Here is a 22596-nt window from a genome sequence, read left to right as displayed (position 1 = left end):
CAGGGCAGGGCCATTGTCAGGCAGCACAAGATCGCTCCCGGGCCGCTGGTCAGCCGTTCCCGGCTGACCGCGACGCGCTCAGCGACTCGGCGAGTTGGCGACCCTGACCACTTCAACCGCGCCCCTGGTTCCGTCGGGGTTCAGCCAGAAGAGGGCGTCGCCGGGGCGGAGGCCGAGGAGGGCGGCGCCGTGGTGAGAGGTTACGGGCAGGCGGAAGCGTTCGTCGAGGAGGGTGTCATCGGGAAGCACCAGCTTGACGGTGCGTTCTTCGCCGCTCTCGGGGCGATAGCGCACGATGCTGTTGAGCCGCACGATGTCGGCCGGCAGCGATCTGTCGTCCACCAACTGGGCGCGGTCCAGTTCATAGAGAAGAAAGTCGATCTCCTCGGCATGGCTGGTGGTGTCGGTCAGCGCTGCGATGGTGAGGCGCCGGTGCTCCCTCTCGCCGATCAGGATGTCGGGAGATCTGTGCCAGTCGTCACGAGCGGTGATCGTCATTGTCTTGATCCTTCCCGTTCCGGTGGGCGGGTCGAGGTCGCGCCTGCCGACAGGCCCAGCGCGATTTGCCTCGTGCTCGCCGGTCGTTTGCGGCTGTCATATTCCCGGGAGCACCAGGGGCATCGACGTGCCCCGCGCGGGCCCGGCCCCGCGCATGAGCGGCAAAATCTCAGATGCTGCATGGCGTCCTTCCTAGATGCGGGACGCGGCGATGGCTTCGAGCAGGAGCTGCCGATCTTCCCGCGACAGGAGCCGGATAGTCACGGTCTCGCTCTTGAGCAGGGTTTCAGCCGGCAGGCTGTAGCTCAGGGCCGGCACGTGCGCCTCGGCCCATTCCCGGAACCGCCTCACCTTGTTGGGGCCGCTGACCGGAAGGGTGACAGAGTACTGAAAGACCATAGCAACGCGTCAAACGAATGCCGCCAACCGCCTGCCGGAGCCTGCGGTCGGTGAAGCCAAAACAAGTGGTGAGTCCGAGCACCCTGGTGCCGCTCTTGCCCATGGCAGGTAGCGGCACCAGGCAATCAGCCTGAGGTGTGGCGAAGGGCCATCATCCGGCGAGAAAGGAAACTGTGCTGCGACATGGGGGAGATCATGGACTATTCTGCCGGATTGTCAAATCTCTACCGGCGGGCGCTTGTGGTGCTGCTTTCATTCCTTGTACAAAATTGGCCATTTCGTCGCAGGTTTGTTGAGTTTGTTCTGACCGGTGCCACATAGGTTCTTGGAAGTACTTTCCAGAAAGAAAAGGAGAAGAGGAAATGGGTAGAAGAAACTTCAACAAGCCGATTTTTCTGCAGCACGGACGTGGCGGCAACTTCCGCGCGGACAATGCCTCGGATGCGCTGTCCTATCTGGAGCGGTTCTGGCGGGGAGACCGGACCCGTGAATATCGCCGCGCCTACGCGATCTGCCAAAGCGCGCTGGACAATCTGGCCTCGGCGGAGTCGGCGCGCGACTATGTGGTCGCTGCGGCGGAGCGCGCCGGTCTGCTCGACCGCAGGGCGCGGATCGCCGCTGCCCGGGGTTATCGAGAGCCGCTTCAGGCATAGCCGATGCGGCGTCAGCGGACGCCGCAGTTTTCTCAGGTCGGCGCCAGCCGGGTGGCGCCGTCGAGGCGACGCGCTTCGGGATGAGCATGGCATCCGGCCGCTGATGGCCCATACGCGAATGCAGGCGGCGCTGCCGACGACCTGGGCGGAGAAGTTCCGCAACTGGAGCGAGCCTCTGGTCCGCTATCAGGCGAGCCTTGCCGCCGCTCGCCGCACCCTGCTGGTGGTGCAACTGGGCGGTCCGGTGGGGGATCGCGGCAGCTTCGCGGGCACGGGGAACGCCATTGCCCGCCTGCTGTCGCAAAAGCTCGATCTCGGCTTGGCGTCGCCCTGGCACACGACGCGCGACCCGGTCGTTGCCTTTGGCTCCCTGCTGGCGCTGATCAGCGGTTCGCTAGGCAAAATGGGCGCAGATATCGCCTTGCTGGCGCAGTCGGAACTTGCTGCGGTGCATATCGCTGGCGGAGGGGGTTCCTCCGCCATGGCGCACAAGAACAATCCGGTCGCGGCCGAGGTGCTCGTGAGCCTCGCGCGGTTCAATGCGGGTCTGTCGGGCACGCTCAATCAGGCGATGGTGCACGAGAACGAGCGCTCCGGCGCCGCCTGGACGCTGGAGTGGATGGTGCTGCCGCAGATGGCGGTGACTGCGGGGGCGGGTCTCCGCCTCGCATTGCAGTTGCTAGACCAGCTCCGGTTCGGCACCGAATAGAGGACCGAGGATGGACAAGACGGTTGCGGATGTCGCCGCCGCGGTGAACTGCGTCGAAGAGGGCATGACGGTGATGATCGGGGGGTTCGGTGGCTCGGGTGCCCCGATCGAGTTGATCCACGCCACCATCGACCGCTTCCGGCAGACCGGCAGTCCGGGCAACCTCACCGTCATCAACAACAATGCCGGCAATGGCCGCGTCGGGCTCGCCGCCATGATTGATGTGGGCATGGTCCGCAAGATGATCTGCTCGTTTCCGCGGTCGGCCGACCCGCGTGCCTTCACCGAGAAATACCTCGCCGGCGAGATCGAACTGGAAGTGGTCCCGCAGGGCACCTTGGCCGAGCGCATCCGCGCCGGCGGGGCCGGCATTCCGGCCTTCTACACCCCGACCAGCTATGGGACCGATCTTGCCACGGGCAAGCCGACGGCGGAGTTCGAGGGGCGCATGTATGTGCAGGAACGCTGGCTCAAGGCCGATGTGGCGTTGATCAAGGCCGAACTGGCGGATCGCATGGGCAATCTCACCTACCGGGCCGCAGCGCGCAATTTCTCGCCGCTGATGGCGGCCGCCGCCGCGGTGACCGTGGTGCAGGCCAGCCGGGTCGTTTCACCCGGCGAGATCGATCCGGAGCACGTCGTCACGCCCTCGATCTTTGTCGACAGGGTCGTTGAGGTGCCCGATGCCCGGCAGGAAGAAGACCTGATGCGCGAGGGCGTGGCCTATGTCTGACAAGCTCTCCAACGCCCAGATCGCCTGGCGTGCGGCGCAGGACATCGAGGACGGCGCCTATGTCAATCTCGGCATCGGCTTTCCGGAGATGGTCGCCAAGTTCCAGCCGCCGGGGCGGCAGGCGATCTTTCACACCGAGAACGGCATCCTGAATTTCGGCGAGTCGCCGGCGCCGGGCGAAGAAGACTGGGATCTCATCAATGCGGGCAAGAAGGCAGTGACGCTGAAGCCCGGCGCGGCCTTCTTCCATCATGCGGACAGCTTCGCCATGGTGCGCGGCGGCCATCTCGACGTTGCCATCCTCGGCGCCTACGAGGTGGCGGAGAATGGCGATCTCGCCAACTGGTCCACCGGCCCCAAGGGCGTGCCGGCCGTGGGTGGGGCGATGGATCTCGTCCATGGCGCCAAACGGGTCGCGGTGATCACCGATCACCTCACCAAGGATGGGCGTCCCAAGCTGGTCAAGCGCTGCACACTGCCGCTGACGGGGGTCGGCTGCGTCACCCGCGTCTATACGAGCCTTGCCGTCATCGACATCGAGAATGGCCGCTTCGTGCTGCGCGAGAAGCTTGCCGCGATGAGCGTCGATCAACTCCAGGCGGTGACCGGCGCCGAACTCGTGGTCCCCGACCATATCGGCGACCTGGCTGCGCCCGAGGTCTGATCGCCGTCGATCAGGCCTCGATGCACATGGCGATGCCCATGCCGCCGCCGATGCAGAGGGTCGCAAGGCCGCGATGCAGACCGAAGCGGCGGAGTTCGTGGATCAGCGTCACCAGCACGCGGGCACCGGACGCACCGATGGGGTGGCCGAGCGCGATGGCGCCGCCATTGACGTTTACATTGGCCGGGTCCCAGCCCATGCCGGCATTCACCGCGCAGGCCTGAGCCGCAAAAGCTTCGTTGGCTTCGATCCGGTCGAGATCGTCCGCCGACCACCCTGCTTTGGCGAGCGCCTTTTGCGAGGCCGGGATGGGACCGGTGCCCATGACCGACGGATCAACGCCGGCCGTGGCCCAGCTGGCGATGCGGGCCAGCGGCGTGAGTCCGCGGCGGCTGGCTTCGGCTTCGGTCATCAGCACCACGGCAGCGGCACCATCGTTGAGCCCCGAGGCGTTGCCGGCAGTCACCGTGCCGCCCTTGTCGAAGGCGGGGCGGAGTTTTGCCAGTGCCTCGGCGCTGGTGTCGGGGCGCAGGTGGTCGTCGGCATCGACGACCGTAGTACCCTTGCGGCCCTCGATGGTGACCGGCGCAATTTCCGCGCGGAAGTGACCGGCCGCCTGCGCCGCGGCGGCCTTGCGCTGACTTTGGAGGGCGAAGGCGTCCTGCTGGTCGCGGTCGATGCCGAATTCGCGGGCGACATTCTCGGCGGTGACACCCATATGGTAGCCGCCGGACGCGTCGGTGAGGCCGTCGACCACCATAGTGTCGACGAGGCTGACCGACCCCATGCGATGAGCTTGCCGGAGCACCTGGCAGTGCGGCGACAGCGACATCGATTCCTGACCACCGGCGACCACGATCTCGGCGTCTCCGGACGCGATCTGCTGCATGCCAAGAGCCACGGCCCTCAAGCCGGATCCACACACTTGGTTGACGCCGAAGGCGGTCGCCGACTTGGGTACGCCCGCGGCGATCGCCGCCTGCCGGGCCGGGTTCATGCCGGCGCCGGCGGTCAGCACCTGGCCGAGGATAACCTCGTCGACCTCGTCGGCACCGACACCGGCGCGCTCGAGTGCCGCTTTGATCGCAATTGTTCCCAGATCGTGCGCCGGAACCGAACTCAACGGGCCCAGAAAGCTGCCGATCGGGGTGCGGGCAGCGCCGACAATGACGATGTCGCTCATGCCGCCTTCTCCTCGAGTGCCACGGTGAACCGCGCCTCGGTCTTGGCCGTGATCTCCTCGATGGAAACGCCGTCCGCCAGTTCGATCAGGCGCATGTCGACGTCGCCGCGGCGGGCAATGGTGAACACGCCAAGGTCGGTGATGACAAGATCGGCGACGCGCCTGCCGGTGAGGGGCAGGGTGCACTCGCGCAGGAGCTTGGGCTGGCCCTTGGCCTCATGCTCCATCACCACCACCACGCGCTTGACGCCGGCCACAAGGTCCATGGCGCCCCCCATGCCCTTCACCATCTTGCCGGGGATCATCCAGTTGGCGAGGTCGCCGTTTTCCGCCACCTGCATGGCGCCGAGGATCGACAGGTCGATATGGCCGCCACGGATCATGCCGAAGCTGTCGGCGCTGGAAAAGAAGCTGGTTTCCGGCAGGGCGGTTATGGTCTGCTTGCCGGCATTTATCAGGTCGGCATCTTCCTCACCCGCGAAGGGGAAGGGGCCCATGCCAAGCATGCCGTTTTCGCTCTGCAGCCGCACATCCATGCCCTTGGGGATGAAGTTGGCGACCAGCGTCGGGATCCCGATGCCGAGATTGACGTAGAAGCCGTCGCGCAACTCACGGGCGGCGCGGGCGGCCATCTGCTCACGGGGCCAGGCCATCAGGCAATCTCCTTCTGGCGCGGGCGCACGGTGCGCTGTTCGATGTGCTTCACCCGGCTTGGCACGTGCACGATGCGATCCACGAAGATGCCGGGGGTGTGGACCTGATCGGGGTCCAGATTGCCGGTTTCAACCAGATGCTCCACCTCGGCCACGGTCACCTGCGCCGCCGTGGCCATCATCGGATTGAAGTTTCGCGCCGTCATCCGGTAGACGAGGTTGCCTTCGGCATCGCCCTTGTGGGCGTGGACGATGGCGAGATCGGCCACAAGTCCGGTCTCCAGCACATAGTCCTCACCATCGATGGTGCGCACTTCCTTGCCTTCGGCGATCAGGGTGCCGACGCCGGTCTTGGTGAAGAAGGCGGGAATACCGGCACCGCCGGCGCGGATGCGCTCGGCCAGCGTGCCCTGCGGGTTGAACTCAAGCTCGAGATCCCCCGACAGGTACTGCTCGGCGAACAGCTTGTTCTCCCCGACATAGGAGGAGATCATCTTGCGGATCTGGCGGGTGGCGAGCAGGCGGCCGAGGCCGATGCCGTCAACGCCGGCATTGTTGGAGATCACGGTCAGGTCGCGGGCGCCCGAGCGCTCGATACCTTCGATCAAGGCTTCGGGGATGCCGCACAGGCCGAAGCCGCCGGACATGATGGTCATGCCGTCGCGGAGCAGGCCGGAAAGGGCCTCCGCCACGGTGGATTGGACTTTCTGCATCTGCTCCTCCCCCACTCCGGTGGGCTGTTGAGGAGACGCTAAGTCTTGTCCGGAGGGCCCCGTTAGTCGTATTTCTACGACATGTCTGCACCGCTCAGTTTTGTCCTAGCCGAGATCCCGGTGCCCATGGTCTACGCCACGCACCGCATCATCCGCGACTGCAACGAGGAGTTCGCGAGGCTGTTCGGCTATCGGCGCGGGGAGTTGGTCGATACCAGCTTTTCGCGGCTCTATCCCGCCGTCGCCGATTTCGTGCGGACCGGCGAGATGTGGCGGCAGCATCTGCCGGGCGGCGCCGTCTACTATGACGAACGGATCATGGCGGGCGCCGGGGGCAAGCGCTTCTGGTGCCGGGTGAATGGACGGTCGCGCGATGCTGCCGATCCCTTCGCGGCGGCGCTCTACTGTTTCGAGCCGATGAGCCGGCCGGTCACGGAAACGACGCTGAAGCTGACCGGGCGCCAGCGGCAGATCCTGACGCTGGTAGCGCAGGGCAAGACCAATGCTGCCATCGCCGGCGAGGTCGGCCTCTCCCCGCGCACGGTGGAAGCGCACCGGCTTCGCCTGGCGCGCTCGGCAGGGGTCGCCAATTCGGCGGAACTGGTTGCCTGGTTCCTGTCGCAACCGCCGGCGACGGAGTAGTCACATTCGGCTCTCCAGCTCGCGCAGGATCAGGTCGGCACGATCTGCGACCGGCATGCGCGGCAGTTCGACGGCCTGGTAGCCCAGTGCCGGATAGTCACGAAGCAGGCGGCGATATTCTTCCGTTGCCTGCTCCAGTCCGTGGCGCCGGGCTGCATCCTGCACGTAAATCTCCGGCCACGGTGGGGTGAGAAAGACCTTGGGATGAAATCGCACGTCGCCGAGATCGGGCCACTCGCCGGTAAGCTTTGCAAGGCCGGACGCGGCGTCCAGCAAACCGCGATCGAAGAAGACCCACCCCGTTTGCGCCGTCGCTGTCGCGACGTCTTCTCTGGAGAGGACCAACGCCCGCCGCAGGAAGGCGCCAAGGTCGCTCCACGGCAGTGCGCTACCGCCGGATGACGTCTCTTCTTCCACGATGCGGCGGCCAGGCTCGGGCACGGTGGCGTGGCCACGCCGGTCGAGCTCGGCAAGGATCGAGGATTTGCCTCCGCCCGAACATCCCGAGATGATGACGAAGTTGCGCAAACCGATATCCTCCTCTGTCCTGTGTCGAAACGGTGGTCTGCCGGTCGTCGGTATTCGGAACCAGCTATAGCGGAGGGAGCCATGAAGGCCGAGTTGGGCGGCAGGATCGATACCATCGACGGCTACAATGCCGCACAGGTGCAGGGAGACCGCGAGATCTGCGGGGCGCTTGCCGCCATCATCGACGAACATCTCGCCGGCGCCGAGAGCAAGATCTGGCATGCCCACCCGGTCTGGTTCCTCGATGGCAATCCGATCGTTGGCTACAGCAAGCTCAAGGGGTGCGTGCGGCTGCTGTTCTGGAGCGGCCAGTCCTTCGAGACACCGGGTCTCAAGCCGGAAGGCACGTTCAAGGCGGCCGAGGCGCGCTATACCTCGGCCTCGGACATCGATCGCGACCTGCTGATCCGCTGGCTGGACGAGGCGCGGACCGTGCAGTGGGACTACAAGAACATCATGAAGAAGAAGCGCCTCGACCGGCTCTCCTGAGTTACTGCTCGCCGGTCAGGATGGAGATGAAGCGGCGGGTGCGCTCGTCCGCGGGTGCTCGGAACACTTGTTGGGCAGGCCCCGCTTCCACCACCTCGCCATGCTCCAGAAACACGACATTGCTGGCAATGGTCGCAGCGAGCCGCAGATCGTGGGTCGCCATCAGCATGGTGGTGCCATCGCGGGCGAGCTGGGCGAGAACGTCGACCACTTCCGCCGCCAGCTGCGGGTCGAGCGCCGAGGTGGGTTCGTCGCAGAGCAGGACCTTGGGGGATGGCGCCAATGCCCGGGCTATGGCGACGCGCTGCTGCTGGCCGCCGGACAGGCTCGATGGCCAGGCATCGGCCTTGATGCTCATGCCGACCTTGTGCAGCAGGTCGCGGGCGCGGGTCTCGGCCTTCTCGCGCGGCCATTTCAGCACGGTGACCAGCCCCTCCATGACGTTCTCCAGCGCCGTCAAATGCGGGAAGAGCTGGAAATTCTGGAACACCATGCCGGTCTTGCGTCGCAGGGCGAGGATGAGCTCTCGGCTGACCTTCTGGCTGGGAGCGAAGCGCGCCACCGTATCGTCGATGTGCACCTCGCCGGATTGCGGGATCTCGAGCAGGTTGACGCAACGCAGCAGGGTGCTCTTGCCGCTCCCCGAGGCGCCGATCAGCGCCGTCACCCCGCCCTCAGGGACGGCGACGCTGACGCCCTTCAGCACATGATTGTCGCCAAAACTCTTGTGGATGTGTTCGAGCGTGATCACGAGGCCGCACCCATATAGCCGCCATAGCGGGAGAAGCGCTTCTCGATCCGCGCCTGCAGCGAGGACAGCACCGAGCTGACCAGCAGATAGATCAGCGCCACTTCCACATAGATGATCAGCGGCTCATAGCTGGTGGCAACGATGCGCTGGCCGGCGCGGAACAGCTCCGGGACGGTGATGGCGGCGGCGAGGGAGGTGTCCTTCACCAGCGAGATGAAGGTGTTGGACAAGGGCGGCACCGCGGTGCGCGTCGCCTGCGGCAGGATGGTGCGCCGCATGGCCTGGCTCCAGGTCATGCCGATGGAGTAGGCCGCTTCCCACTGGCCCTTGGGCACCGACAGCAGCACGGCGCGGATGATCTCGGAGGTATAGGCGCCGACATTGAGGGTGAACCCGATCAGCGCCGCCGGGAAGGCGTCGAGCACGATGCCGACGCTCGGCAGGCCATAAAAGATCAGGAAGAGCTGCACCAGGAGCGGCGTGCCGCGGATGATCCAGACATAGAAGCGGACGATCGCCGCGAGCGGTCCGGGCGCGAACAGCCGGATCACGGCGGCCACGAACCCCACCGTCAGCCCGAAGATGAAAGAGAGCAGCGTCAGGGGAATGGTGAACAGGAGGCATGCCCACAGCAGCGAGGGCAGCGACTCGATCATCAGGTTCAGCCAGTGCGGCATGGAGCCTCATAGGAAAAGGATCGGCCAGGGGTCTGGCCGATCCTTTGTAAACGCGGGTGGAGGCGTCGGCTACTGGGAGACGTCCTCGCCGAAGTACTTCTGGGAGATCTCGGCATAGGTGCCGTCCGCCTGGATGGCAGCCAGAGCTTCGTTGATGGCGGCGAGCAGTTCCGGCTTGCCCTTGGCGAGCAGCACACCGGAGAAGTCGGCATCCTCGGCTGTGGCGACGACCTTTACCTGCGCGTCGGGCTGCTGGGTCTTGAAGTCGAAGAAGGACAGGCTGTCATTGATGGTGGCATCCGCGCGGCCCTGCAGCACGAGGGCGATCGACTGGTCGAAGCCTTCGGTGGGCACGAGTTCGGCGCCATAACTCTCGGCGAGCTTGCCGAAATTGCTGGTCAGGGTCTGGGCCGAGCGCTTGCCCTCGAGATCCTCGAAGGTGGTGATGTCGGCATTGTCTTCGCGCACGATTAGCGCTGCCTTGGAGGCGATATAGGGCTCGGAGAAGTCGTACTTGGCCTGGCGCTCTTCGTTGATGCCGACCTGGTTGATAACGACGTCGTAGCGATTGGCGTCGATGCCGGCGATCAGGCCGTCCCAGGGGCCTTCGACGAACTCGGCCTCGACACCGATATGCTCGGCGATGGCGCGGCCGATCTCGACGTCGAAGCCGACCAGTTCACCGCTCTCGTCATGGAAGGTGAAGGGCGCGTAGGTGCCTTCGGTACCGATCCTCAGCGCGCCGGCTTCCCTGATCTGATCGAGGGCGGATTGGGCGACGACGGGGGTGGCGAGGGTCATCAGGCCGACGGCGGCGAGGGCGGTTGCGAGCTTCATTTTGTTGTTCTCCAACTCTGTGAGCACCGGCAGGTCCGGAGCCCGGTATTGGGCCGAAACTGCGCCGATGGAGGAAGGGTTTCAACTCTCTGGATGGATGTTTCTCCCGGATGCGTGCCGGGGGCATTTCGTCCCCCACAGCGCCCCGGCGCTAGTCTGGTGTTGCGCGTCTTTGTGAAGGGAGAGATCGCGTTCCGGCGGCAGGCAAGTCGTTGTGCTTGGCGGCGAAACCGCGCTAGCATCCCCCATGACTCACCGCCGAGAGTGAGCGGCTCCGCCCGGAGCCGATGGTGGTAGGAGGATGAAATTCTTAGTGTAGAGATTACCGGTCCGCGCCAGGCTGTGGTGTCGGAGCGTGAGGAGCCGCGTGCTGCGGGTGACGTGGTCAAGGTGCAGGTGCTGGTGGCGCCGATGTGTACCGAGTGGCAACAGTGGCGGGCCGGCAAGGCGTCGAACGAACTCGGGCACGAAGCCGTGGGTGTGGTGGTGGATGCGGCCCACTCCAGCCGCCTCAAGGTCGGCGACCGGGTGGTGGTGATGCCGCATGCCGGTTGCGGGACCTGCCCGGCCTGCGCGGCCGGCGAGCATATCCACTGCACCGAGCAGCGTGACCTCCTGGCCGAAACCGGCTCGACCAGCGGCATCGGCTGCTATGCCGACACGCTGCTGAAGCCCGACTACCTGCTGCACAAGGTGCCGGACGATATCGAGACCGACTATGCGGCCATGGCCATCTGCGCCCTGGGCCCGAGCTTCACCGCCATGGAGCGGATGCAGGTCAGTGCGGACGACACGGTGCTGATTTCGGGCTGCGGCGCCGTCGGACTTGGCGCCATCATCAACGCCCGAACCATCGGCGCGCGGGTGATCGCGCTCGAGCTCAACCCGTTCCGCGCAGAGCTGGCGCGAGCGCTGGGCGCCGAGCAGGTGCTCGACCCGCGGGCCGCTGACCTGGTCGATCAGGTTCGGGCTCTCACCGGTGGCTACGGAGTCGATGCGGCGCTCGAGACGAGCAACAACGAGGCGGCGCCGCCCGTGGTGCTGGAACTGGTGCGGGCGCGCGGGCGCCTCGCCTTCGTCACCTGGTCTGGCGATCTGCCGGTCAAGCGCATCACCGGCAAGGGCGTCGACATCTTCGGCAGCTGGCACTGGAACCACGAGCGCCATGGCGACAAGATGATGCAGCGGGTGCGCGACGCTCGTCCACTGCTCGACAAGCTGACCACGCACCGCTTCGCGATGGCCGATGTCAGCGAGGCCTTTGCGCTGCAGGAGACCGGTCGCTGCGGCAAGGTCCTGCTCTATCCCGGCGGCGTGCCCGCCAACCCGGAGGTGGCATCATGACGTTCAGGCTCGGCGGCTACGGCATCGACTATACCGGCGATCCGGAGGCCTATGCCCGGGCGCATGTGGAGTTCGGCTACAACGCCGCCTACATGCCCAATATCAGCCTGGAGAACCGCGACGAGATCGCCGCGATCAACAAGGCGATGGCCGATGCGGACGTGATCATCGCCGAGGGCGGTGCCTGGCGGAACCTGATCGCCCATGACGAGCAGCAGCGGAAGGCCAACCTCGACTACGCGGTGCACCAGCTCGCGCTCGCCGACGAACTCGGCGCTCGCACCTGCGTCGCCTTTCACGGCACGGTCGGCCACCCCGGCGACCCCTGGCAGCTCAGCGACAACTACGACTACGGCCCACACCCCGACAACCAGACCGAAGAGGGCTTCCAGCGGGCAGTCGACACCGCGCGCTACGTCATCGATGCGGTGAAGCCGAAGCGGGCGAAGTTCTCGCTCGAAATGGTGCCCTGGCTGGTGACCGACACGCCCGAGAACTACCTCAAGCTGCTCAAGGCGATCGACCGGCCCGAGTTCGGCGCCCATATCGATGCGGCCAACCTGGTGATCACGCCGCGGCTCTATTTCAACACCGGCCGCATGATCCGCGAGGCCTTCGAACTGCTCGGGCCCTATGTGGTCTCCTGCCATGCGAAGGACATCGTCATGCAGGGTGGACCGGGCACGATCTCGTTCCACATGGACGAAGTGCCGCCCGGCGAGGGCAACCTCGACTACCGCGCCTATCTCACCGAGATTCACAAGCTCGGGCGCGAGGTGCCGCTGATGCTCGAGCATTTCGGCGTGCCGGAATACCGGCGCGGCCTCGCGCACATCAAGACGGTGGCGCGCGAGCTGGGTATCGCGGTGGCCTGACGGCCGCCGCCACGGTGTGCTATCGAACGGCAGGAGGGCCGAACGCGTGAGCACCAGCCTTTACCCCGCCGATTTCTACGCCCGCCGCCGCGAGCACACCGCCGCGGCGGCGCGGCGCATCCTCGCGGTACTGCCGGCCGGCCTTCCGATGGAGCGGGTTGCCGATATCGGCTGCGGCACCGGCACCTTCCTGGCTGCGGCGCTGGAGCGCGGCGCGCAGTCGGCCTTCGGCGTCGAGGGGGATTGGGTCACCCCCGACATGCTCGACGACCCGCGCATCGGCTTCGCGCAGCGCGACCTCGAACAGCCGCTCACCGGCATCGCAGCGGACCTCGCCATCTCGCTCGAAGTGGCGGAGCACCTCTCCCCCGAGCGGGCCAGTGGCTTCATCGCCGACCTGGTGCGGATGGCGCCGGCGGTGCTGTTCAGCGCCGCCATTCCGGGGCAGGGCGGCGTCGGGCACGTGAACGAACAGTGGCAGAGCTTTTGGGCCGAGTTGTTCGCCGCCTATGGCTACGGGGCCCACGACCTCGTCCGCCCCGCGATCTGGACCGACGAGGCGATTCCCGCCTGGTACCGGCAGAACACGGTGCTCTACCTTGCGCCCACGCTGGCGGCCGACCTGGGTCTCACACCCACCGATCCGTCCCGGCTCGACGTCGTCCATCCGGCCTTCTGGGCCCGCGCCAATCGCGAACTCGGCTATGCCAATGCGCTGCCGGAATCCGAGGTGCTGCGCCGGCGTGCGGAAGCGTCCGAGCAGCACTAGCTACCGTGCGGCCCAGAGCAGTCCGCGCTTGAGAATGGTGCGGACCTGCGGGATCTCGAGTTCATCGGCGGTGTGCCCAAGCGAGGAATAGAACACCCGGCCGCGGTCATGGGTGGTTGTGAACACCACCGGCATCACCACACCCTTGCGCCAGGGGTGGAACTCGCCGGAGAAGGTGGTGGTCGCCAGCACCTCCACCGCCGGATCGTAGTTGAGATAGTACTGCTCTGATGTGTGCTCGAAACTCTCGATGCCGGCCATGATCGGGTGGTCGGGCCGGGTGACGTCCACGCGGTAGGTGATGATGTTGCCGGGGTGCTGCACCCAGTAGACGCTCGCCGCATAGCGGAACGGCACACTGGCACGAAAACTGGTGGCGAGCCCCATATGGTAGCCAGCAAGCCCGGTACCGGCCCGGATGGCGGCAATTAGGTTGTTCATCTTCTCGGGCGCCAGTGTGCCGTCGGTGATCACCGGCACCACGAGGTCGTTGCTGCCGACATCCTCGCCGCCGAGCGCGTCATAGTCGGGCGTAACCGTGACGGCGAAGCCCTCTTCCTCCAGCAGCTGCCGCACGACATGGGCGCCCCGCTCGGGCGTATGCAACTCCATGCCGCCCCAGACGACGAGGGCTTTTTTTGGTGTCATCGACTGTACCCTTTCCCGCTACAGCCCTAGCCCTACCGCCTCGGTTCGGTGCACGCCCTTGGGCAAGAAGGCGAACTCGCTCTCCAGCCCCAGCAGCTTGGCGGCGAGGTGCACGACCGACAGCCACATCTCGGTGCCCTGCAGCCCCGGCTGCTGCCCATCGGCAAAGGCAAAGCCTTCTCCATCCACCCACCGTTCCCCGGCGCGGCCAATGACATCGCGGGCGATCTGCTCTGCTTCGGACCGGCGGTGGTCGGTCTGCCCGAGGCACAGCAGCAGCGGATGGATGGTATCCAGCAAGTTGCAGGCGGTGTAGGTCGCTCCGTTGAAGCCGCCATGGTTGCGGTGGTTGAGCAGCACGGAATCGATCGCGGCTTCTGGCTGCGGCACGGCGATGCCGAACTGGACGTAGGTGCCGCGGGTCAGCCGGTAGAAGCCGTTGACCGGCTGCAGCAGGCCCTCCGCCGCGGTGGGCGAGCCCCACAAACCGCTGCCGCGATCCTGGTGCAAGGCCAGCCAGCCGAACAGGGTTTCGCGGGCGCGGCCGGTGCTGAAATAGCGGGCGTTGAAATAGAGCGCAGTGCCGATGGCATCGACGGCGGCCCCGGCGCCCCAGGCGCGCTCGCGCCAGGTCAGGCTCTCGAGCCAGCGGCAGAGCTCGGCTGCGCCCAGTTCCACGGCAGCGATCGGATGGAGCGGTCGGCTGCCCAGCACTTCCAGCGCATAGCCCACCGCCAGCACGTTGTAGAGCGCCAGTCCGTCCTCGCGCAAGGCACCCCCGGGAGCGGGCGGCTGGTAGGGGTCGGGGAACAGGCCGGTGGTGGGGTCCTGCACCGACTGCAGCCGGTCGATCGCCGCAGCGACGTCCAGCCCCGGCGGCACCGCCCCGAAGCCGGCGGCGATCTCGATGGCATCGCAGAGATGGCGAATGCTCATCCGCGTCTCGCCACTGGCCTCGCGCGAGCGGTACTGGCCGTCGATCTGGTTGCGCGCCAGCATATCGGTCCACTGCGCTGCGGCACGGTCGCTCAACGCCTTGAGCTGCGTGCGAGTGTCGCCAATGCGGCCGCGTCCGCGGTAGCGCAGCACGCGGGCAGGAACGCCGCCGACAATGGCCATCGCCGGCACGTCCTTGCTGACCACGGCGCCCGCCGCAATCACCGCACCGCGCCCGACGCGGACGCCATCGACGATCACGGCATTGGCGCCCACCCACACATCGTCCTCTATGACGATGCCGCGGCTCTCATGGGGCTGCTGGTGGATCGGCGTGTCGGGGTCGTCATAGCCGTGGTTGAAGCCGACCAGCGAGACATGGCTGGCAATGCGCACGCCATCGCCGCACGTCACCTTGCCGGAAATCATCGCATAGGGGTTCACCGTGCAATGCGCACCAAAGCTGACCTCCCCGCGCACCAGCGCGTGCCCGGCGATCCAACTGTGCGCGCCAAGGCTGAGGCGCGTGGTGAAGATCGCCGCTTCCGCCGCGACATAGGCGGTGGGGTGAAAACTGGCGCCGGCCCGGCGGCGCAAGTCTTCGAGCCGCGCCTGGTGTTCGGCGCTCGCGATGTCCTCCGGCGTCCGGTCCCAGGTGAGGAATTGCAGGCGCTGGTGGTGCCAGTCCCCCTCATCCGCCCTTCGGGCACCTTCTCCCGCAAGGGGAGAAGGGGGCACCGCGCTTGCGGCAGGCTCGGTGCGCCCCTCTCCCCTTGCGGGAGAGGGTGGATCGGCCGCAGGCCGAGACGGGTGAGGGGTGTTCACGCTCAAGCCAATCGCTCCAGCAATTCCGGCTCGATCTCGTACAACATCGGTTCGCCGCGCACGAAACGCTCCACCTCTTCCACCGCCATCAGCCCCAGTCGGGCGCGCTCGGTCCCGATGGCACCGGCGATATGCGGCGTCAGGAACACGTTGGCCAGGGTGAAGAAGGGAGAATCCGCAGGCGGGATCTCGGGGTCGGTGACGTCGATCACCGCCTGTATGCGGCCGGTGGCCAGTTCCGCGAGCAGCGCCGCTTCGTCCACCAGGGCCCCGCGCGCCGTGTTGATGAAGGTGGCGCCGTCCTGCATCAGCTTGAGTTGTCGCGCTCCGATCATGCCGTTGTTGGTTGGCAGCGAGGGGGCATGGAGCGACACCACGTCCGAGCGCGCCATCAGCGCATCGAGCTCCACGAGTTCCGCCTGTTCGGTGATCGGATCGCCGGCTCTCACGAACGGATCGTAGAGCAGCACCGCCATGTCGAAGCCGGCGAGCATGGCCGCGACCTTGCGGCCGATGCGGGAGGCTCCGATCAATCCGACGGTCCTGCGGTAGTTGCCAATGGGCTGGTCCATCAGCGCGTAGCTGCTGCGGCGCGAGGGGTCTTCGCGATAAAGGTCCCGGAAGCCGAAGGCGCGCTTGTTGGCAAAGAGGATGGCCGCCAGCGTGAACTCGGCCACCGGCACGGCATTGGCGTCCGCGGCATGGGTCACTCGGATGCCGCGCTGATAGGCGCTGGGGTCGACGGTGAACTTCACCGTGCCGGCGGCATGGGCGATCAGCCGCAAGTTCGGCGCAGCCCGTAGCACGTCGGGCCCGATCATCGGGCAGCCCCATCCAGTCACCAGCACCTCCGCCTCGGCGAGGAGCCGGCGGCTCTCGCGACTGGCGAACTCCTCCATCGGCTCGGGCGAGAGCACGTCGCAGCAGCCTGCGAGGCGCGCCACCAGGCCATCGTCGAGCACGTGCCGGGTCTTGTCCGGGTTCATCGCCAGCGCGAGTTTGGGCCGCATCAGAACCGCTCCGGCACCAGAATGGCGCTGACATCGATGCCCTCGCGGGCGATCAGCGCTTCGAACGCGGCGACGTCCGGGGCCGCCGGAACCTCGCCCAGCGCCGTATCGGCGGCGGTGCCGGCGGGCAGCGCCATGGCCGCGGTCACCAGCAGTGTCGTACCCGGCGGGATTTCGCCGTGTAGCTGCGGCACCAGCGTCTTGCTCGCGATCAGATTGGTGTTGGGCAGCGCCGCATGCGCCCGCCCGTCGCGGCTAAGCCCGGGCGAGAGATCGACGATGACGCTCAGGTCGGTCCGGCTGCGCGCCAGGGCGCGGCCTGGTTCGGCCTCGGTGTGGTCGGCATTCTGATCGGCCCGGGCGATGGCGAAGCCGCCTTCGGTGGTGTGGAGGGCACGGGGGGTGTCGATGCGGTGCACCCGGATGTGCCAGTCGCCCGCCGGCACCAGCCAGGTGTCGATGCTGACGTCGCGCCACGGCTTCCAGCGCGAGTAGAGGCTGCTGCCGGCAATCTGCGCCACTTCGTTGGTTTCGCGTACGCGGTAGTGCCGGCCATCGTCGCTCAGCGCCAGCGCACCGTCGAAGGCACCGGAATGATAGGCGCGCTCGTCCACCTCCACCGAGAAGGCGTAGCGGGAGGAGTAGACGAACTTGGCGTATTTCTCGGTGCCCGCCCGCATCTGCCAGTTCTGCTGGCCGCTCGACAGCGCCACCACATTGCCGGCGGTGTGCTGCATCACCATGCCGGGGTGCTTCAGCGGCACCGGCTCGGTGCCGAAATCGGCCGGAAGCTCTTCGGCCTGCCAGAAGGGATGATCCTCCGGCAGGGCCAGCGGCAGGAACGCCTTCAGCGCCCAATAGGGGGAGCCGGCAGAGTTGTAGCTCTCGGACATGAACAGGTTCGGGTAGCCGTAGCCGATAGAGAGCACGCCGTTGCCGTGGGCGATCGGCAGCTTGCTCCACCACCGGAGGTGCCTCAGGAAGTGCCCCTTGACCACGCCCCAGGGCAGCGCCTCGACATCGGCAAAGGCCAAGGCGCCCCAGAAGCCGCCACAGGCAAAGCGATAGGTCAGCGAGCGGCCGAAGGCGAGGGTGCCGCCATCCTCGTCGAACCAGTGCTGTATGTCCTGCGCAAAAAGCCGCGCCCGCTCCTTGTAGTCGCTGACCCGCTGCGCGTCGCCCCTGGCGAGGCGGGCATAGATCAGCCCGTAGAAGTGCATGGCAAAGGGAATGTAGTGATCGATGCGGCGGATGTTGCCGTCGCGATACCAGCCGTCGCCCAGGTAGAAGCCGTCCAGTTCCTCGAGATACCGGTCGGTATAGGAGCGGTCGAACTCGACTCCGCATTCCTCCAGCCCGAGATCGACCAGGATGCGGAAGAACTTCCAGTTGTTGTCGGCAAAGTCGTGCTTGCGGGCGTGCAGCAGGTAGGCGGCGAGGTTGTCCTTGGCCTTCTGCGGCAGCGGCTCCCAGACGAGGAGCGGCAGCATCTTGAGCGTGAAGCCGATGGCGGCGAGTTCCACCTGGCGCTGGTCGGTGCCGTTGACCGTGCCCCAGTATTCGGGGTGCTCCGGGTCAGTGCCATTGGCGAGGCCGCGGCGATAGAGCTCCCAGTGGTCGAACTCCGCACCACCCGCAGAGAGCGGCGTCAGCCCCCAGAGCGGGCGGGCGAAACCTTCGAGGTCGGCGGCGGCGCGGTCGAAATGCGCCGCGGCACCATCGAGGCGCACGCGGGCTCCGCCCTCCGAGAAATAGGGCAGGAGCGGCTGGAATAGGTCGCGCAGCGCCCGCTCCACGTCGGCGCGGGTCTTGAGCGGATTGCCGGCCAGCGGGTTGGCGCTCACGGGGTCGTAGGTCATCAAGCGGGAACCTGTTGCGGGGCCGTTTCGTAGGCGCCCTTGAGATCGAGGGTTTCGGCGAAGTGGCAGGCGGCGGATTGCGCCGTGCCGTGGATGGGCCTGAGCGGCGGCTTTTCGGCGCGGCAGATGTCCCGCGCATAGCGGCAGCGGGTGTGGAAGGGGCAGCCCTGCGGGCGATTGCCGAGATAGGGGATTTCGCCCCTCAGTTCGGTGCGGCGACCCTTGCGGCGCGTCGGATCGGCGATCGGCAGCGCCTCGAGCAGCATCTCGGTATAGGGGTGGCGCGGACGCTCGAACAGCATCTCGGTCGGCGCCGTCTCCACAAGGTGGCCGAGATACATCACCGCCACCCGGTCGGCGATGTAGTTCACCACGCCGAGGTCATGGCTGATGAAGATGTAGGTCAGCCCGAACTCATGCTTGAGGTCGTCGAGCAGGTTGAGCACCTGCGCCTGGATCGACACGTCCAGCGCCGACACCGCCTCATCGGCAATGACCAGCTTGGGCTCGAGCACCAGCGCCCGGGCGATGCCGATGCGCTGCCGCTGCCCGCCGGAGAATGCATGCGGATACCGCCCCACCGCATCGGCCGGGATGCCAACCTTGGCGAGCGTATCGAGCACCCGGTCTTCCAACTCGCGGCCCCGGGCGATGCGGTGGATGCGCAGCGGTTCGGCGACGATGTCGAACACCCGCATGTTCGGATTGAGCGAACTCATCGGGTCCTGGAAGATCATGCGGATGTCGCGCCGCCACGGCTTGATCTCGCGCTTGCCGAGCGTCGTCAGCTCCACCGGCGCCTGCCCTGGCGGGTAGTAGCGCACCTTGCCCTCGGTCACCGGCTGCGCCTTGATGATGCAGCGCCCGAGCGTGGTCTTGCCGCAGCCGCTCTCGCCTACGATGGCCAGCGTCTCGCCGGCTTCCACCGTCAGGTTGATGTCATTGAGCGCCACCAGTTCGCGCGTTTGCCCGAACAGGCCGCCGCCCAGCGTGAACACCTTGGACAGGTTCTCGACCGAAAGCAGCGTCGTCATGCCACCGCCTCCTCGCGTGCGTGGGTCAAGAGGTGACAGCGGGCGACATGCCCATCGCCAACCACGGTCGGCTCCGGCCGGATGGTGGGGCAGGGCGCAAAGGCATAGGGGCATCGGCTGGTGAAGGCGCATCCCTCCGGCCGGTCCTTGGGCGAGGGCACCGTGCCCTTGATCGGCGACAGCCGCTGCCGCTCGGACTTTCGCTGCAGCCGCGGCACCGAGTTCATCAGTGCCTGGGTATAGGGGTGCTTCGGTGCCCGGAACACCTCGTAGACGTCGCCCTGTTCCACCACGTCGCCGAGATACATCACCGCAACCTCGTCGGCGATCTCGGCCACCACCCCGAGGTCATGGGTGATGAACAGCATGGCCATGCCGAAGTCGGCCTGCAGCTGCCGCAACAGGTCGAGGATCTGCGCTTGGGTGGTGACGTCGAGCGCCGTGGTCGGCTCGTCGGCGATCAGGAGCTTCGGCGTGCAGGCGAGCGCCATGGCGATCATCGCCCGCTGCCGCAATCCGCCCGAAAGCTCGAACGGATAGGCATTGGCGCGATCGCGGGCGCCGGGAATGCCGACCTGGTCGAGCAGAGACACCGTGCGCTCGCGCGCCTGCTTGGGGCTCACCCGCTCATGCAGGAGGATGATCTCGTCGATCTGGTCGCCGATGGTGTGCACCGGCGAGAGCGAACTCATCGGCTCCTGGAAGATCATCGAGATCTGCGCGCCGCGGATCGAGCGCAGCGCCAGGCTGTCGGGCTTGAGCCGGGCGATGTCCACCGGCCCGCTATCGGCCTCGAAGTGAATTTCGCCGGTGCGGATTTCGGCATTGCTGTCGAGCAGGCGCAGCACCGCCCGCGCCGTCACCGACTTGCCGCAGCCGCTTTCGCCCACCAGCGCCAGCGTCTTGCCCGGTGTGAGCGTCAGATCCACCTGCCGCACCGCCTTCACGTCCGGCTCGTCGGGCGAGGTGAAGACGATCGACATGTCGTTGATGGCAAGGAGCGGTTTAGCGGCCATGGGGATCAGCGGCGTCACGAAGGCCGTCTCCGAAGAAGTTGAGGGCGAGGATCACCACCACCACGCAGACGCCCGGCGCCAGCAGCCACGGCGCGGTCGCAAGCGTGCGGATGTTCTGCGCGTCCTGCAGCAGCGTGCCCCAGCTCACGATCGGCGCCTGCAGGCCGAGCCCGAGGAAGCTCAGCGCCGTTTCGGCGAGGATCATGCCGGGGATGGCGAGCGTCGCCGCGGCGATGATGTGGCTCGTAAAACTCGGCACCATATGCCGGGTGATGATGCGCCAGTCGCTGGCGCCATCGAGCTGCGCGGCGGTGACGAAATCCTCGGTTCGGAGGCTCAGGAACCGCCCCCGCACCACCCGCGCCAGCTCGGTCCAGCCGATCAGCGACAGGATGAGGGTGATGGCGAAATAGGTCTGGAGCGCACTCCAGTCCTTGGGCAGCGCCGCCGCCAATCCGAGCCACAAGGGAATGGTCGGCATCGAGCGGATGAACTCGACCACCCGCATCACCGCGCCGTCGAACCAGCCGCCATAATAGCCGGCAAAGCCGCCGATGATGATGCCGAAGAACAGGCTCAGCGTCACGCCGGCAAGCCCGATCGAGAGCGAAATGCGGGTGCCGTGGATCAGCCGGCTCAGGAGGTCGCGCCCCAGCCGGTCGGCACCGAGGATGTAGAACGGGTCGCGCGGGTTCTCCGGCCCGATCAGCTTCACCGACATCGGGATCACGCCGGCCAGCAGATACGGGTCCGACGGCACGAAGAACCGCACCGGCAGTCGCACGCTCTCGTCGATCACGAAGGTGCGCCTCAGCGCCACCGGGTCGATTTCGGTCTTGTAGCCATAGACGAACGGGCCGAAATGCAGGCTCCCGTCATCGTTCCGGGCGAAGAAATGCAACCCCTGCGGCGGCGCATAGGTGTAGCGGGCGCTGTAGGTGGCCGGCTCCACCGGCGCCAGGAACTCGGCGAGCAAGGCGATCAGGTAGAACGCCGCCACCACCCACAGGCTCACCACCGCCAGCTTGTGCCGGCGGAAGCGCCGCCACAAGAGGCCGAACTGGGTTTCGCGCTGGCGCCGGGCCGGCACCGGAACAATGGACGTCTGTACGCTGTCGAGTGCCATTATTTGCTCCCGTAGCGGATGCGGGGGTCGAGCAGAGCGAGCAGGATGTCGGACACCGCCGTGCCGATCACCGTCAGCACGCTGAGCAGCAGGATGATGGCGCCGGCCAGATACATGTCCTGCGTGGTCAGCGAGCGCAGCAGCATCGGGCCGGCGGTCGGCAGGTTCATCACCACCGAGACGATCACCGAGCCCGAGACCAGCGCCGGCAAGAGCCAGCCGATGGTCGAGACCAGCGGATTGAGCGCTAGCCGCACCGGATATTTGAGGATCACCCGCCACTCCGGCAGCCCCTTGGAGCGGGCCGTGGTGACATAGGGCTTCTTGAGTTCATCGAGCAGATTGGCCCGGAGGATGCGGATCAGCTCGGCCGTGCCGGCCGTCGCCAGCACCAGCACCGGCGCCCAGGCATGGCTCAGGAAGTCCCAGATGCGCGGCAGGCTCCAGCGGGCATTCTCGAAGCCGGGCGAGAACAGCCCGCCCATGGTGGTGCCGAACCAGATGAAGCCCAGATACATCAGGATCAGCGCGAAGAAGAAGTTGGGAATGGCGAGGCCGATGAAGCCGCCGATGGTGGCCAGGTAGTCGCCGAGGGAATATTTGCGCACCGCCGCGTAGATGCCGATGGGCAGCGCGATCAGCCACATGGCGATCACTGCCATACCTTCCACCAGAATGGAGTTGCCGAGCCTCTCCCAGATCAGTTCCGTCACCGGACGCTTCCATTCGAAGCTCTGGCCGAAGTCGCCCTGCACCAGGCCGGTGACCCATTTCCAGTACTGGACGTAGAAGGGTTCGCCGAGGCCGTATTGGCGGCGCAGGTTCTCGATCACGCGCGGGTCGACCTGGTCACCGGTCGAGGACAGTTGGGCGATATAGGCGGTGAGATAGTCGCCCGGCGGTAGCTGGATGATGGCGAAGGCGACGATGGAAACCGCCACCAGTGTCAGCAGCATGGCGACCAGCCGCCGGACGATGAAACCGATCATGGTAGAGACCCTGTTCCAGGCTTGGGGGTCCCCCCG

The 22596-nt window shown here is 66.5% G+C and carries 25 protein-coding genes and 1 pseudogene; 9 read left to right on the top strand and 17 right to left on the bottom strand.

Going from position 1 to position 22596, the window contains the following annotated elements:
- Nucleotides 1-78 precede the first annotated feature (78 nt).
- A complete protein-coding gene (locus tag ACFSX5_RS04575) occupies nt 79-498 on the bottom strand; it encodes a GreA/GreB family elongation factor (protein WP_386832111.1) in 420 nt (139 codons plus the stop codon).
- A gap of 192 nt (nt 499-690) precedes the next feature.
- Nucleotides 691-897, bottom strand: coding sequence for a hypothetical protein (locus ACFSX5_RS04570; RefSeq protein ID WP_386832110.1), 207 nt, complete (start codon nt 895-897; stop codon nt 691-693).
- A gap of 362 nt (nt 898-1259) precedes the next feature.
- On the opposite strand from ACFSX5_RS04570, the gene ACFSX5_RS04565 reads away from it, so the two are divergent.
- From ACFSX5_RS04565 to ACFSX5_RS04550, 4 genes are all read left to right on the top strand, one after another.
- Entirely contained in the window at nt 1260-1550 is a 291-nt protein-coding gene (locus tag ACFSX5_RS04565) for a DUF982 domain-containing protein (protein ID WP_386832109.1), read from the top strand.
- A gap of 103 nt (nt 1551-1653) precedes the next feature.
- Nucleotides 1654-2259, top strand: coding sequence for a lyase family protein (locus ACFSX5_RS04560; RefSeq protein WP_386832108.1), 606 nt, complete (start codon nt 1654-1656; stop codon nt 2257-2259).
- Nucleotides 2260-2269: 10 nt separating this feature from the next.
- Nucleotides 2270-2992, top strand: coding sequence for a 3-oxoacid CoA-transferase subunit A (locus tag ACFSX5_RS04555; protein ID WP_386832107.1), 723 nt, complete (start codon nt 2270-2272; stop codon nt 2990-2992).
- Entirely contained in the window at nt 2985-3656 is a 672-nt protein-coding gene (locus ACFSX5_RS04550) for a 3-oxoacid CoA-transferase subunit B (RefSeq protein ID WP_386832106.1), read from the top strand. Before ACFSX5_RS04555 ends, ACFSX5_RS04550 begins: the two co-directional genes overlap by 8 nt.
- A 10-nt stretch (nt 3657-3666) precedes the next feature.
- Here ACFSX5_RS04550 and ACFSX5_RS04545 read toward each other — a convergent pair whose 3' ends face one another.
- The 3 genes from ACFSX5_RS04545 to ACFSX5_RS04535 are packed head-to-tail and all read right to left on the bottom strand — an operon-like array spanning nt 3667 to nt 6205.
- Nucleotides 3667-4839, bottom strand: coding sequence for an acetyl-CoA C-acetyltransferase (locus tag ACFSX5_RS04545; RefSeq protein WP_386832105.1), 1173 nt, complete (start codon nt 4837-4839; stop codon nt 3667-3669).
- Nucleotides 4836-5492: a 3-oxoacid CoA-transferase subunit B gene (locus ACFSX5_RS04540; protein WP_386832104.1), complete on the bottom strand. Its 657-nt coding sequence runs from the start codon at nt 5490-5492 to the stop codon at nt 4836-4838. Before ACFSX5_RS04540 ends, ACFSX5_RS04545 begins: the two co-directional genes overlap by 4 nt.
- On the bottom strand, nt 5492-6205 hold the full coding sequence (locus ACFSX5_RS04535) for a CoA transferase subunit A (protein WP_386832103.1): 714 nt from the start codon (nt 6203-6205) through the stop codon (nt 5492-5494). The genes ACFSX5_RS04540 and ACFSX5_RS04535 overlap by 1 nt, the downstream gene beginning before the upstream one ends.
- 81 nt (nt 6206-6286) lie before the next feature.
- On the opposite strand from ACFSX5_RS04535, the gene ACFSX5_RS04530 reads away from it, so the two are divergent.
- Nucleotides 6287-6847 (top strand): PAS and helix-turn-helix domain-containing protein, encoded by a 561-nt coding sequence (locus tag ACFSX5_RS04530; protein WP_386832102.1) that lies wholly within the window; start codon nt 6287-6289, stop codon nt 6845-6847.
- On the opposite strand, the gene ACFSX5_RS04525 is transcribed toward ACFSX5_RS04530, so the two are convergent.
- Complete coding sequence (locus tag ACFSX5_RS04525; RefSeq protein WP_386832101.1) at nt 6848-7375, bottom strand: AAA family ATPase; 528 nt, start codon at nt 7373-7375, stop codon at nt 6848-6850. It lies immediately after the preceding gene.
- Nucleotides 7376-7456: 81 nt separating this feature from the next.
- Here ACFSX5_RS04525 and ACFSX5_RS04520 point away from each other — a divergent pair, with 81 nt between their 5' ends.
- Nucleotides 7457-7864: a DUF1801 domain-containing protein gene (locus ACFSX5_RS04520; RefSeq protein WP_386832100.1), complete on the top strand. Its 408-nt coding sequence runs from the start codon at nt 7457-7459 to the stop codon at nt 7862-7864.
- A gap of 1 nt (nt 7865) precedes the next feature.
- Here the strand turns inward: ACFSX5_RS04520 and ACFSX5_RS04515 are convergent, their stop codons facing one another.
- The 3 genes from ACFSX5_RS04515 to ACFSX5_RS04505 all read right to left on the bottom strand — a co-directional run bounded on the left by ACFSX5_RS04515 (nt 7866) and on the right by ACFSX5_RS04505 (nt 10129).
- Complete coding sequence (locus ACFSX5_RS04515; RefSeq protein WP_386832099.1) at nt 7866-8615, bottom strand: amino acid ABC transporter ATP-binding protein; 750 nt, start codon at nt 8613-8615, stop codon at nt 7866-7868.
- Complete coding sequence (locus tag ACFSX5_RS04510; protein ID WP_386832098.1) at nt 8612-9292, bottom strand: amino acid ABC transporter permease; 681 nt, start codon at nt 9290-9292, stop codon at nt 8612-8614. Before ACFSX5_RS04510 ends, ACFSX5_RS04515 begins: the two co-directional genes overlap by 4 nt.
- Before the next feature lie 69 nt (nt 9293-9361).
- The gene (locus tag ACFSX5_RS04505) at nt 9362-10129 is read right to left on the bottom strand and encodes an amino acid ABC transporter substrate-binding protein (RefSeq protein WP_386832097.1); all 768 of its coding nucleotides are present in this window, start codon (nt 10127-10129) and stop codon (nt 9362-9364) included.
- A gap of 345 nt (nt 10130-10474) precedes the next feature.
- On the opposite strand from ACFSX5_RS04505, the gene ACFSX5_RS04500 reads away from it, so the two are divergent.
- The 3 genes from ACFSX5_RS04500 to ACFSX5_RS04490 are packed head-to-tail and all read left to right on the top strand — an operon-like array spanning nt 10475 to nt 13117.
- Entirely contained in the window at nt 10475-11473 is a 999-nt protein-coding gene (locus ACFSX5_RS04500; protein ID WP_386832096.1) for a zinc-dependent alcohol dehydrogenase, read from the top strand.
- Nucleotides 11470-12348, top strand: a complete 879-nt coding sequence (locus ACFSX5_RS04495; protein ID WP_386832095.1) for a sugar phosphate isomerase/epimerase family protein — start codon at nt 11470-11472, stop codon at nt 12346-12348. The genes ACFSX5_RS04500 and ACFSX5_RS04495 overlap by 4 nt, the downstream gene beginning before the upstream one ends.
- 46 nt (nt 12349-12394) lie before the next feature.
- Nucleotides 12395-13117: a class I SAM-dependent methyltransferase gene (locus ACFSX5_RS04490; protein ID WP_386832094.1), complete on the top strand. Its 723-nt coding sequence runs from the start codon at nt 12395-12397 to the stop codon at nt 13115-13117.
- Here ACFSX5_RS04490 and ACFSX5_RS04485 read toward each other — a convergent pair whose 3' ends face one another.
- From ACFSX5_RS04485 to ACFSX5_RS04450, 8 genes and pseudogenes are all read right to left on the bottom strand, one after another.
- The gene (locus ACFSX5_RS04485; protein WP_386832093.1) at nt 13118-13765 is read right to left on the bottom strand and encodes a ThuA domain-containing protein; all 648 of its coding nucleotides are present in this window, start codon (nt 13763-13765) and stop codon (nt 13118-13120) included.
- Nucleotides 13766-14839: 1074 nt separating this feature from the next.
- A pseudogene (locus ACFSX5_RS04480) lies at nt 14840-14998 on the bottom strand (DapH/DapD/GlmU-related protein); the annotation flags it as partial.
- Nucleotides 14999-15528: 530 nt separating this feature from the next.
- Nucleotides 15529-16539 carry a hydroxyacid dehydrogenase gene (locus ACFSX5_RS04475; RefSeq protein WP_386835573.1) on the bottom strand — a complete coding sequence of 337 codons (1011 nt, stop codon included), beginning with the start codon at nt 16537-16539 and terminating at the stop codon, nt 15529-15531.
- Nucleotides 16536-18395: a DUF2264 domain-containing protein gene (locus ACFSX5_RS04470; RefSeq protein WP_386832092.1), complete on the bottom strand. Its 1860-nt coding sequence runs from the start codon at nt 18393-18395 to the stop codon at nt 16536-16538. Before ACFSX5_RS04470 ends, ACFSX5_RS04475 begins: the two co-directional genes overlap by 4 nt.
- Nucleotides 18395-19429 carry an ABC transporter ATP-binding protein gene (locus ACFSX5_RS04465; RefSeq protein ID WP_386832091.1) on the bottom strand — a complete coding sequence of 345 codons (1035 nt, stop codon included), beginning with the start codon at nt 19427-19429 and terminating at the stop codon, nt 18395-18397. The genes ACFSX5_RS04470 and ACFSX5_RS04465 overlap by 1 nt, the downstream gene beginning before the upstream one ends.
- A complete protein-coding gene (locus tag ACFSX5_RS04460; protein ID WP_386832090.1) occupies nt 19426-20463 on the bottom strand; it encodes an ABC transporter ATP-binding protein in 1038 nt (345 codons plus the stop codon). The genes ACFSX5_RS04465 and ACFSX5_RS04460 overlap by 4 nt, the downstream gene beginning before the upstream one ends.
- Entirely contained in the window at nt 20435-21571 is a 1137-nt protein-coding gene (locus ACFSX5_RS04455) for an ABC transporter permease (RefSeq protein ID WP_386832089.1), read from the bottom strand. Before ACFSX5_RS04455 ends, ACFSX5_RS04460 begins: the two co-directional genes overlap by 29 nt.
- Nucleotides 21571-22560: an ABC transporter permease gene (locus tag ACFSX5_RS04450; RefSeq protein WP_386832088.1), complete on the bottom strand. Its 990-nt coding sequence runs from the start codon at nt 22558-22560 to the stop codon at nt 21571-21573. The genes ACFSX5_RS04455 and ACFSX5_RS04450 overlap by 1 nt, the downstream gene beginning before the upstream one ends.
- Nucleotides 22561-22596: the final 36 nt, after the last annotated feature.

The organism is Devosia albogilva (assembly GCF_042685625.1).
Lineage (GTDB): Bacteria > Pseudomonadota > Alphaproteobacteria > Rhizobiales > Devosiaceae > Devosia > Devosia albogilva.
This window is presented reverse-complemented; position numbering and strand designations above follow the sequence as displayed.